The following is an 11100-nucleotide window of genomic DNA, read 5'->3' as shown; positions in this document are numbered from 1 at the left end:
CGCGCGTACCGCCGCAGATGGATTTACGATCGCAATTAATCGCGCTGGGACAGGGGCAATGTTACCAGATTTTGCAGCATCTCGATCGCGCAGCAACGCTCAAAATTCATGCCAATGATGCGATTCGGACGATTCGTGCGTTGGAAGTTTATTATGCCACAGGAAAAACGATTTCTAGCCAGCAGGGAGAATATCCGCCGAGTTATCCAATCCTCCAAATTGGTTTGGATTGCGAGAGTTTGGCTGTTTTGACGCTACGCATCGAGCAACGTACTAGACAGATGCTCGATTTGGGGTGGGAGGCTGAGGTGAAATATTTGGGGACTAAATATGGGTGGGATTTACCGTTGCTGGATACGTTGGGATATGCCGAAATGCGTCAATATATTCAGGGTAAAATTAGTTTAGCAGAAGCGATCGATCTAACGATCGTCCATACTCGTCAATTTGCCAAACGCCAGCGGACTTGGTTTGCATCGGTTCCCGAAATTGAGTGGTTCGATAGCAACGATCCGATTTTACTCGATCGAGTCTGGGATCGAGTCAGACAATTTTCCCATCTAAGTTAATATTTTTATCGATCGTAACTAGCTCGGTTCTAAAGCCAAATTGCCACCGAAAAGATGACACCCATCCATATTGCTGCAAGTATACAATAAACAAGTGGATGGTTAGGATTGATGTTTTTATAGAGCAGATACCAAGGTTTGGCAGTTTTTTTGACAATTTGATAGATGCCTAAATAATTATCGATCGCGACTACTTCGCCGTGAATATATTGTTTGGCAATATAAGCATCAGTCCATCTTAATGATTCTCGAATGGCATACATTGGCGGGAAATCTAGCTTATTGGCATTAGAACCAGTATTAATTTTAAAGCCGGGATATTCAGCTTTGAGCCGTTCTTGAAGATATCGCTTGTCGCATTCATAACCGAAGCTTCTGACTTGTTGTAATTGCGCCGAACCGTAAGTATAGATCCAGGTATCTTTATCTAAGTGGAGATCGAGTAGATTTTCGGTAGGAGATCGATCGAGTGAATTTTCATTCATGATTAATTTCTGACTAGCAATCTTTCCGATCTTAGCTGAAGGCAACATCTTGTGCCATTAGAACCTGCGTTCTCTTCTCTTCGAGAGGCTACGCCAACGAGACGCAAAGCTGAATGGCAACCGTCTCTAAGATCGGATCGACAAGTTTATGAAGAATGAACGGCAGTTACTTTAATACTAGGTTTTTCCCCCAATTTTGGTGATGATTTTACTACTATTTCTAAATCTCTACCCAGAGCATTAAGATACTTAAATAAACATTCTAGAGAATAACTAATAAACCGACCTTTTAATAATTCTGATATCGTGGGTTGGTCTATACCTAAAACCTCAGCAGCTTGGTATCTATCTAGTCCTCGCTCTTTTATTGCTGAACTAATCTGTCTGACTAGTTCAGCTTTCAACAGCATCTCTTCTGGATTTTCAAAACCCAGATCTGCAAAGACATTACCACTACTAGATGTGACTTCACTGTCGTCAATATCTGAATTAGCTTGGTTTGTTGTCATAATTCTCTCGATGGTGTTCGCTTGCTACTTTAAATCGTTTTTCAATTAAGTCGATATCTTGTTTTGGTGTTGCAATCCCACTTTTAGACTTTTTCTGAAAGACATGGAGTACATAGACAGCAAACTCAAATCGTACCGTGTAAATCGCTCGATAAGTGTCTCCATCAAAGTCATCGACAATCTCTAGTACTCCAGAACCTTTAAAGCCTTTTAAAGGTTTTGCATCATCATGTTTATCGCCGATCTGAGCTAGGTATAACCCATATCCAATCACATTTTGAACGTCAGGAGGTATTTTCAGGAGATCGCGATAAGAACTGCCAATCCATTCTATAGGTTTCATCTTTAACTATAATGCTAAATCTGGCATCGACAAAGTTTATCCAAGCTTAGTACAAACTTTGAGGTTAGAACTAAAAATTTGCCAAATTCGCACATCTTGAGCGAAATTCGCTCTCCTTATTGACAAATAACAAATTTGCACTGCTAGTTTGAGACAAGAAATAACCTTTTTAATAACTTGCTAACCGAATCCCGCTAAATTGCCAACGTGCTGAAGGCGGAAAAAAGTTGCGATAAGTAGGGCGAATATGGTCGGCGGAAGTAACGCAAGCACCACCGCGTAAGACCATTTGATTGCACATGAATTTACCATTATATTCCCCGATCGCACCGTCGGCAATTTGGAAACCTGGATAAGGTAAATAAGCACTTTGCGTCCATTCCCACACGTCGCCAAAAAATTGATAGTGGGGATGATTTACAGGAATGGGATGTAAAAAATCGCTGTCAAAAAAGTTACCAAGTTGGGGGATATTTACAGTTGCAATTTCCCATTCGGCTTCTGTCGGCAGTCTTTTACATCGCCAAGTTGCATAGGCATCAGCTTCGTAAAAACTGACATGACAAACTGGCGCGTACATGTCTAATCGATCGAGTCCGCCTAGCGTCATTATCCACCATTGGCCGTCGATTTGTTCCCAATACAAGGGCGCGTGCCATTGCTGAGTCTGGACGGTCGCCCAGCCTTCAGCCAGCCAATATTTAGAGTTCTGATAACCACCTGCTGTCATGAATTCTAAGTATTCATTATTTGTCACCAATCGATCGGCTAATTGATAATCTTGCAGATAAACTTGATGGTGGGGGGATTCATTATCGAAGGAAAATTCGTTACCCTCATGACCGATACTATACAGTCCGCCAGGATATTTCAACCACTCAATTTTACGCGCTGTGGTTGCGGGATGTGGTGCTAAATCGTGGCGATAAATTGGGCGAAGGGGATTGCTAGCGAGGATATGCTTGATATCCATCAGCAGTAATTCTTGATGTTGTTGTTCGTGGTGGAGTCCTAAATCGATAAGGGTGGCGAGTGCAGGATCTTGACTTGTAGATAATAATTCATTGATGGCTCGATCGACACTAGCACGATATCGATAAACTTCGGCTACTGTCGGACGCGAGAGCATTCCGCGTTGGTGGCGGGGATGGCGTGCGCCGACGGCTTCGTAGTAGGAGTTGAATAAGTAGCCAAATTGGGGATGAAAGACTGTATAGTCTGGTAAATGTGGCAATAACACGAAGGTTTCAAAGAACCAGGTAGTGTGCGCCAAATGCCATTTCGGCGGACTCACATCGGGCATACTTTGGATTGTATAATCTTCGATGGCTAATGGCTGACAAATTTGTTCGCTAATTTGCCGCACTTGTTGGTATCGATTTTTGAGGAGAGTGTGGGGATGATTAGATGTAATAGACAGCATGAGTATTTTGACAATAAAAGTATCGATAATTGGTGGAAATTAGGCGATCGAATCTAGGAAAACATTGAATTTAAACTATATTAAATTCAGATAAAGATCGCGAACGATCGCTAGATTGGAACATAGTACTCGCGATCGACTGTCAACACTTGGGCTAATCTCGGTGCAAGCTATCTACTTTCAACTTAACGTATGTCTAGATTTAATTTTCTTTCTCATCGTATTTTTACACTGTTGGTATTATTCTTGGTACCGATTGTCGCGACAATTTCAATTAATTTGAGATCGGTCGCAGCTCCACCTAAGGCAATCGCTCAAAGAATTACATCCCCAGGTTTGACGCAACCGATACCGAGTCCGTCACCAACAACGCCAGTCCCCATCCCGACTGCTACACCAACGCCGAGCGAATCGCCGCTACCGATTCCCGTTCCAGCACCTAAGAATCCACTCCCCAGCGGGACGACGACACCCCCCGTTGCTACTCCCATCCCCACACCGACAACTCCAGTACCGACTTCTTTGCCACCCCAAACGCCGACAAATCATAGCAATAGGGTACTATTACCAACGGAGCGCGATCGAATTGCGGCATATTTACGCAGTCGCAATATTAGTAGTAATGCGAGTGTCAATGGCTTGGGCGATACTCGGTTTATTCTGCACGACACCTCGGTTGTTATGGCTGCCAGCACATTAGAGCGCGAACGTCAACTCGGTCGGGGGCCTTTAGGCTTGGGGGTTAATGCCTTTTTACCACGCGAAAATACAGCCGTGTTGGCTCGTCCCAATTTTTACGAACCGCGCCGCCCGACGACGACAGAATTTGAAAAAGCTAGCGATGTCTTAGTCAAACCAGTGCGGGAGCAATTGCTACGACAGGCGTGGCGCGCGACGAATGGCAATGCCCGCAGTCAGGCTCTCGATACCGCACTTGCCAATCTGGGCTTGAGTGCGGGTGAAATTGCCTCAGAAAAAAAAGAAGCCACAGGCAAATTAGCAGCAGCCAGCGGACGCATTTATACCACCGCTACCTGGTCGGTAGAATCGATTTGCAGCCGTTATAACAGCGGCGATAAGTCTGTAGCCAACCCAGGGCAAGAAGCCAGCCTGAGCAGTGCCTGTGCGCCGCTGACTAACTATTTTAACGTCCGCAATACGCGCGTAAAATCGACTGTCGCCACTGAAATCGTCCAAGTCGGTGCCCGTTCCGATCGCGGCAATCAGAATACCTGTAGTGCGAGCAACCCCAATATTGCTACGCTTCCCAATCCCCCCTACTCGGACAATCAGTATAATTCCACCTTGGGTGTATATCTGCGATCGGCTCTAGCTGTGGGTAAATTCCCCCAACTCACCACCCACTTCGCCCTCGATACCTTCGATCCTGAAGGACACTGCGATCCGCGCTGTTTTAATCTCAATCAGCTCTATAATTCGATCGCCTCCACAATGGGACACGCTCAGGGCAGTAGTTATGGCATTACCCCCAGCTACGGCACGCGATCGGGCACCAATAATATCTGGTGGGATAATCGCATCTGTCACGGTTCGGCACCTTAGAAAGTAAGAAGTAAGAAGTAAGAAGTAAGAAGTAAGGAGAGAGAAACCTAGAACGCAGTTCCAAAGCCTATTTCCTATTCCCTATTCCCTATTCCCTAACACCTAACAGCTAACACCTAACACCTATTCCACCAGCAGCCGTGCTTTAGAGAGCATAAAATGGAGAATGGTTTCTTCCTTAGAAATGATGTCCGCTCTGGCGGTTAAGCCCGCTCGAATTTGGCATTTTTTGGAGCCGCGATCTAGCGTGAGGGTGTCTGGTTTAATGGTGACCTCATAAACACCATTAGCAGCAGTTTGGGGCTGTTGGGCGGCATTTTGAGCGATCGGCTTGACATCGGCGGCGACTTCACTGATTTTGCCCGTGCCGACACCATAATCGGTGTAGGGACATGCCGAGATGCGGAGTTGAACTGTTTGCCCAACTTTGACGTTATCGATATCGGCAATGGCGACTAAGGCTTTGATACTTAAAAGGGTATCGGTGGGCATAATTTGAGCGATCCGATCGCCTGCATGGACGACTTGGGAATTATTCCGGAGGTTTAGCTCTTGAATGGTGCCTGATATTGGAGCGCGGACGATCGTGGGTTGGAGTTCGGTGGCAATTTGGGCGATCTCGCGATCGTTAATCGCGATCCGATCGACGATTTCGTTGCGTTGCAGGAACAGTTTTTGGCGTTCTTGTTGGAGTCGGGCGATCGCGGCTTTACCAGTGGCACGTTCGCGGGCGATTTTTTGAACGATCGTCTGCGATTCGGATTGGCTGGGATTGAGAGCGGTTTGGGTGCGTTTGACCCTAGCGGCGGTGGCGGTGACTGTTTCGGCAATCCGGGCGACGATCTGCCGTTGTTTGACGAGCGTGGCTGATTGGGCGGCGATCGATTGTGACTGTTGTTCGGCGGCTAATTGGGCTTCTTCGAGTTGGTTGGTAGAAATTGCCCCCTCAGTAGCGGCACTTTGGTAGCGTTGCGATCGGGCGAGGGCAGATTGGTAGCCAGCTCGAACCGATCGGATATTAGCAGCGGTGACTTGTAATTCAGCTTCGGCGGCTTGTTGCTCTTTCTGGGCGGTGCGCCAGTTGGCTTGGGCTTCGGCGACTTCGGTTTGGGTGGTAATGTTTTTATCGCGATAATCGCGTTCGGCGCGAGTAAGTTCGGATTGAATGCCGGAGATCGATCGAGCGGTTTGTTCGATTTCGGCGGTGCCCTGACGATCGAGTGCGCTAATTTGGGAGTCGAGCGCGCTAATTTGGTATTTGGCTTTTTGAATATCTCCGACTAGTTGGCGGCGTTTGGTTTGGAGTTTGCTTTCTAGCCGGAAATCTTTAACGGTGGCGATCGGATCGCCTGCGCGGACGGTTTGATTTTCGCGCACGGCGATGCTTAATATGGAACCTTCGATCGTCGATTGTACCAGCCGGAGTTCGCCCACCGGACGGATGGTGGCGGGGGCTTGGATGGTAATTTTATATTTTAAGATCCCGCTCAGGGCGATAGCTGCGCCAAAGCTAGCTACTAGAAATAACCCGATCGCGCTTACTCCTCGTCCGATCGCGGGTAAATATTCTTCGGAGGTATTTAACTGGACGATCGCACCTGATGTTTTGGTGAAGGGGACGATCGCACTGCTGATGTCTGGGGAGGTTTCTGGCTCGTTCGCGAAGTGTGGGCTTTGCCCAATCGCGCTGCTAAGATCTGAGCTAATCTCTGGGGCAATGGTGACTAAATGATGTCCGTTGTTGTTAATATTGGCAGGAATCATTTCTCCAGACGAAAAGTTTTGATTATCCATGACTAATATAGGTGGGGGTGGGTATCCCCCTGAGTTGGCTGTTGGTAGTAAGCGGGACGGTAGGCGATAGATATTTGTGGGTTGCGGTTGTTGGTGGTGGGGGCAGAACTTTTACTCCCATCTCCTATCTCCCATCTCCCACCTCCCAATACGGTTCGGTTAAGAACAGATCTCGCTCTAATTGCTCCGGCTTAGGTGGGAATCCCCCTAAATCCCCCTTAAAAAGGGGGACTTTAAAGCCCCCTTTTTAAGGGGGTTGGGGGATTTAGATCTCAAACGAAGCTAACCGAACCGTATTGTCCCACCTCCCATCTCTCTAAGGTTTCAAAAAATCCAAATGCCGACCGGGAATGCGTAGTAATTCGTCGGGGGTGCCGACGATTTCGATCGAGCCGCGATCGAGGTAGATGACTAAATCGGCGCGGAGGACGACGCGGGGGCGGTGGCTGATGAGGATGGTGGTTTTGTCTTGACGTTTGGCTAAGATGCGATCGAGTACCTGATTTTCGGTGCTCGGATCTAGTGCGCCTGTGGATTCGTCGAGGATTAAGATCGGGGGTGCGGTGAGAATGCCTCTGGCTAGAGCCAAACGTTGTTTTTGACCGCCGGAAAGGTTGGCTCCAAATTCACCTAAGATGGTTTGATATTTGTTGGGTAATTCGCTGATAAATTCGTCTGCGCCGGAGATTTGACAAGCTTTAACAATGTGGCTAAAGGATGCTTGAGGGTAGGACAGGTGAAAGTTGTCAATTATCGATCGACTCCAAAATTGGGCATCTTGGGAGACTAATACGACCTGTTGGCGCAGACATTCGAGAGAGAGATCTTGCTGGTTATAGATACCGTAGCGAATATTCCCCGCGCCGAGGGGATATAATCCAGCGATCAGTTTGGCGAGGGTGCTTTTGCCGCAGCCCGATCGACCGATCAGGGCGATAACTTGTCCGCCGGGAATAGTCAGGGTAAAATCTTGGAGCAGATCGACTCGTCCGGTATGGTGAAAGTCTACACGGGTGCAGACGATATCGGCATTATTCGGCATGGACACCCACGGTTTGGCTGTCGGATCGACTTCTTCTGGGGTGGCATCGAGAACTTCGGACAGGCGTTGAATGACGATCTGGGCGGTAATAAATTCATCGAGTAACCCGATGAGGCTGCTCAAAAAGCCCAGAAAGTTACCGCTCATGCCATTAAAAGCAATTAACTGACCGATACTCAAGGTACGATCGATCACCAAGTAGCTGCCGAACCAGAGTAAGCCAATTGTGGTTAAGTTAGAAATAACTCCTGTCAAGGTGGAGCTATATAAACCCAGTTGCATCGTCCCCCAGCTCAGGCTTGCCAGCCGCCCAAAGTTTTGCTGGTATTCTTCCCAAATTTGCGGTGTGGCTTGGGTGGTTTTCAGGACGAGGGCACTGCGGAAGGTTTCTACTAAAAAGCCCTGATTCTCGGTACCTTCGACGATTAAACGGCGGGTTTTTTGACGCAGTGCGGGTAGAAATAACAGGTTGACGAGAGTTACGAGGATGAAGACGGCAACGGAGGCAATCGTAAGCTGCCAACTATACAGAATCATCAGCCCTAATGAGACGATCGCAATAAAAAATTGACTGGGTAAACCGAGGACGATTTGTCCGACGAGGGTATTAATGGTGTGGACATCGCTCAGGCGGCTAATTACTTCGCCACTGCGGTGGGCATCGAAGTAAGATAGGGGCAACCGCAGCAGATTGAAGCCATAGTCGAGGGTCAAACCCAGTTGCAACCGCTGTCCGAAATGCCCGACTAATTGGGACTGAATCAGTCCGATGATACTCCGAAATAGATTCATCACGATAACAGCGATCGCGACGGTGGAAAGCAGTTGTAAGTCGCCGCGTACCAATACGTCATCGGTGAGTAACTGCATCATCATCGGCATTGCCAACGCCAATAATCCGATCGCGATATTAATTAACAGAGCTTGGAGTAGCAGCCACTTATACGGCAAAACTCGCAGCAAAAATCGCCCGAACCCTGTGGTACGATCGTTGGGTCGATCGTGAAATCGGGTTTCGTCTGGCTGTAACAGCAACATCATCCCATTCGACCAACCTGCCAACAGTTCTGTCCGGGTGAGATGCCGAATCCCGACGGCTGGATCGGCGATGATATACTTCTTTCCTCGCTGTCGGTAGAGTACGACCCAGTGATTGCCTTTCCAGTGGACGATTAAGGGTAACGGGGCTGCTTGAAGTTGCTCGATTAGTTGGGGTGGTGCTTGACATTGACGCGCCTGAAATCCTAATGCTTCTGCCCCCCGCCGCAAGCCCAGCAGAGTGGTACCGCGAGATCCAGTTCCCACGGCTTCGCGAATCCGAGTCAGGGTAAAGGTACGCTTGTAATGTTTGGCAACGGTAGCCAGACAAGCCGCACCACAATCTTCTTCACTATGCTGGAGGATACAGGGGTAGGGCATGGGTCGTAAGTCAATAGACTTCTTGCGAAACAAGGAGACGAGAAGACGAGGAGACGGGGAGATTGTGGACTAACAATCTTCCTACTAAAGCCTAAAGCCTGTTCAATAACGATCGATGGCAATAATAAATACCTTGGCGACCGTCAAATTTTTGTTTGAAAAAATGACTCAGCGGATATTCGATCGACTTGTCTCCAACATTGAAACGATAACTAGCTTCAGCGACCGCCGGAGTTGCCCCGATCTCGATCGATAGTTCCATGCCTTCAGCAGTCGATTTACTGCTGGTAATCGTCCACGCAGTTGAATCATCAAATACCATCGCCGTGGCGACAACTCCGGCGGAGGCTCCCCCACCAATCGTCGATGCCGCCAGATCGTCGATCTCAACCACTAGCAAGTTATCCATACACTTGGATTGGTAGCTCGAATTAATAATTTTTAGAGTTGGCATAATTCCTCTAGAAGATATCGATTAATAATAGTCAACGGCGATGACAAATCCTGTTGACACCGCCAGATTGGTGTTCTGCCCTGTCGAGGAAGCCGTGGTTGTCGAGTATGCTAGCACCGAATTTCCTGTACCGAAAACACTCACATTTGCCGACGGATTGTACCCGCTGGCTACGGCTGTTCCCCATCCCATCGAAATAGAGCCGCCATTGCCAAACTGTTTTGCGGTAGTTTTTGTATTCGTCCAAGCCAAACTCTGATTGCCAAAGGCAGAAGCATTAGCTGTCGCTCCCGCCAGTGCCCCGCCGACTACGGACGAAGCCATCAGATCTGATACCTCGACACCAAAAAACCTGTCTAAAGTACACTCTCGAAGGCTTACATCAACGTTTTTCATAAGAATAAATCGATCCTACACTTTGCTGGCTGGCAACTCCCTTAACTTGTCTATCGATCGAAAAAAGGGTCTATTTAGGAATAAGTAATAAGTTCGTTTTAAAGGCAGATATTCAACAGAGATAGCCATCGCGCCTATCTTTAAAAACTTTCATACCTTTAGGCACTTATTGCTAGATTTTAATTACTTGATAAAGGGTAAAGAACGGATTACGAGTGCGTTCCTTTACCCTTTACCCTACTTCACTAGCAATCTTGCATCTAATACTAGATGTAAGATTACGACCAGCGGTAACCGTTAGTTGCGGAAAGGGAGGTCGCGTTTGAAGTAGATCCATATCCCTTAACAACGTTAGTATAAGAGATACCCTGTGTTGCGGTATTAGGACCAGATGCGGTAGCTTCTGCCTCAGCACCAGCAAAGTTGCCGTAGACATTAGTCTTCGACTCGAAATATTTTTTGATGTTTAAGTTTTCGTAAATGTTGGCATTGACATTTGTATTGGAAGAAGATCCAAAATAATATCCACCACTAACACTTTGAGCAGACTCATCGGACAATTCGATCCCAAAATTAGTATTCATGAGAAACTCCAAAAGATTATTAAAAGGTCGATTCCAAGATTGATAAATCAATCTTCGATCTCCTATATATTACAATTCGGAAATGAGAGCGTAAATGCCGATTGCGAATACATTCACCGTCGATAGATCGCATTTGGCATAGGGAGATGAGAGTAAGGAGTAAAGAGTGTGGGAGACTGGGCGATTGGGAGATTGGGAGATTGGGAGCGTTCCAAAATCCAGCCACTGTCTTGAAAAGGTGTTTTACTGGCGACTCACCTTTGGTTATTTTCCCCGTCAAAAGAGGTGAGTCAGCGACGCATCGACCGGGAGGGAACCTCCCGGTTGTGTGCGTCGCTGACAAGACGGGGAAACCCCAAGACCGCACTTTTCGCTAAAGCCTAACCCCTATCCCTTAAAAGTTTTACCATTAAAGGTGGTTTGACTGGTTAATATTTTGCTTTGTTTTAGTCGCCAGCCTTGGGGAGTTTTCAGCCAAGAATCGCGAGATGTTTGATCGATAACAATTTTATTAAAACC

General features: G+C 47.3%; 11 protein-coding genes. 2 read left to right on the top strand and 9 right to left on the bottom strand.

The genetic code is table 11. The annotated features are described in order from the left end of the window. A partial coding sequence (gene miaA / locus Q0R35_RS18760) for a tRNA (adenosine(37)-N6)-dimethylallyltransferase MiaA (RefSeq protein WP_295622092.1) occupies positions 1-569 on the top strand: 569 nt, incomplete at its 5' end. Positions 570-598: 29 nt separating this feature from the next. Here the strand turns inward: miaA and Q0R35_RS18755 are convergent. The 4 genes from Q0R35_RS18755 to egtB all read right to left on the bottom strand — a co-directional run bounded on the left by Q0R35_RS18755 (position 599) and on the right by egtB (position 3329). Continuing rightward, complete coding sequence (locus tag Q0R35_RS18755) at positions 599-1054, bottom strand: hypothetical protein (RefSeq protein ID WP_295622090.1); 456 nt, start codon at positions 1052-1054, stop codon at positions 599-601. A gap of 146 nt (positions 1055-1200) precedes the next feature. Then, positions 1201-1563 (bottom strand): helix-turn-helix domain-containing protein, encoded by a 363-nt coding sequence (locus Q0R35_RS18750; RefSeq protein WP_295622089.1) that lies wholly within the window; start codon positions 1561-1563, stop codon positions 1201-1203. Next, positions 1544-1906, bottom strand: a complete 363-nt coding sequence (locus Q0R35_RS18745; protein ID WP_295622088.1) for a type II toxin-antitoxin system RelE/ParE family toxin — start codon at positions 1904-1906, stop codon at positions 1544-1546. Before Q0R35_RS18745 ends, Q0R35_RS18750 begins: the two co-directional genes overlap by 20 nt. Before the next feature lie 169 nt (positions 1907-2075). Beyond that, positions 2076-3329, bottom strand: a complete 1254-nt coding sequence (gene egtB, locus Q0R35_RS18740) for an ergothioneine biosynthesis protein EgtB (protein ID WP_295622087.1) — start codon at positions 3327-3329, stop codon at positions 2076-2078. 192 nt (positions 3330-3521) lie between these two features. On the opposite strand from egtB, the gene Q0R35_RS18735 reads away from it, so the two are divergent. Beyond that, positions 3522-4892: a hypothetical protein gene (locus Q0R35_RS18735; protein WP_295622086.1), complete on the top strand. Its 1371-nt coding sequence runs from the start codon at positions 3522-3524 to the stop codon at positions 4890-4892. Between the two features lie 123 nt (positions 4893-5015). Here the strand turns inward: Q0R35_RS18735 and Q0R35_RS18730 are convergent, their stop codons facing one another. The 5 genes from Q0R35_RS18730 to Q0R35_RS18710 form a co-directional block, all read right to left on the bottom strand. Continuing rightward, positions 5016-6686 carry an HlyD family efflux transporter periplasmic adaptor subunit gene (locus tag Q0R35_RS18730; protein ID WP_295622084.1) on the bottom strand — a complete coding sequence of 557 codons (1671 nt, stop codon included), beginning with the start codon at positions 6684-6686 and terminating at the stop codon, positions 5016-5018. 316 nt (positions 6687-7002) lie between these two features. Then, positions 7003-9147 (bottom strand): peptidase domain-containing ABC transporter, encoded by a 2145-nt coding sequence (locus Q0R35_RS18725; protein ID WP_295622083.1) that lies wholly within the window; start codon positions 9145-9147, stop codon positions 7003-7005. 91 nt (positions 9148-9238) lie between these two features. Continuing rightward, positions 9239-9556 carry a hypothetical protein gene (locus tag Q0R35_RS18720; protein WP_295622082.1) on the bottom strand — a complete coding sequence of 106 codons (318 nt, stop codon included), beginning with the start codon at positions 9554-9556 and terminating at the stop codon, positions 9239-9241. Positions 9557-9622: 66 nt separating this feature from the next. Further along, a complete protein-coding gene (locus tag Q0R35_RS18715) occupies positions 9623-9997 on the bottom strand; it encodes a hypothetical protein (RefSeq protein ID WP_295622081.1) in 375 nt (124 codons plus the stop codon). 278 nt (positions 9998-10275) lie between these two features. Beyond that, on the bottom strand, positions 10276-10581 hold the full coding sequence (locus tag Q0R35_RS18710) for a hypothetical protein (protein WP_295622080.1): 306 nt from the start codon (positions 10579-10581) through the stop codon (positions 10276-10278). Positions 10582-11100: the final 519 nt, after the last annotated feature.

This window comes from Chamaesiphon sp. GL140_3_metabinner_50 (assembly GCF_025361915.1).
GTDB lineage: Bacteria > Cyanobacteriota > Cyanobacteriia > Cyanobacteriales > Chamaesiphonaceae > Chamaesiphon.
The sequence above is the reverse complement of the archived record's forward strand: the minus strand, read 5'-3'. Positions and strand labels throughout refer to the sequence as shown.

What these genes read in the sequence shown, in the direction of transcription:
- Q0R35_RS18755 (WP_295622090.1), bottom strand. Translation starts at nt 1,054, where the DNA reads ATGAATGAAAATTCACTCGATCGATCTCCTACCGAAAATCTACTCGAT.
- Q0R35_RS18750 (WP_295622089.1), bottom strand. Translation starts at nt 1,563, where the DNA reads ATGACAACAAACCAAGCTAATTCAGATATTGACGACAGTGAAGTCACA.
- Q0R35_RS18745 (WP_295622088.1), bottom strand. Translation starts at nt 1,906, where the DNA reads ATGAAACCTATAGAATGGATTGGCAGTTCTTATCGCGATCTCCTGAAA.
- egtB (WP_295622087.1), bottom strand. Translation starts at nt 3,329, where the DNA reads ATGCTGTCTATTACATCTAATCATCCCCACACTCTCCTCAAAAATCGA.
- Q0R35_RS18735 (WP_295622086.1), top strand. Translation starts at nt 3,522, where the DNA reads ATGTCTAGATTTAATTTTCTTTCTCATCGTATTTTTACACTGTTGGTA.
- Q0R35_RS18730 (WP_295622084.1), bottom strand. Translation starts at nt 6,686, where the DNA reads ATGGATAATCAAAACTTTTCGTCTGGAGAAATGATTCCTGCCAATATT.
- Q0R35_RS18725 (WP_295622083.1), bottom strand. Translation starts at nt 9,147, where the DNA reads ATGCCCTACCCCTGTATCCTCCAGCATAGTGAAGAAGATTGTGGTGCG.
- Q0R35_RS18720 (WP_295622082.1), bottom strand. Translation starts at nt 9,556, where the DNA reads ATGGATAACTTGCTAGTGGTTGAGATCGACGATCTGGCGGCATCGACG.
- Q0R35_RS18715 (WP_295622081.1), bottom strand. Translation starts at nt 9,997, where the DNA reads ATGAAAAACGTTGATGTAAGCCTTCGAGAGTGTACTTTAGACAGGTTT.
- Q0R35_RS18710 (WP_295622080.1), bottom strand. Translation starts at nt 10,581, where the DNA reads ATGAATACTAATTTTGGGATCGAATTGTCCGATGAGTCTGCTCAAAGT.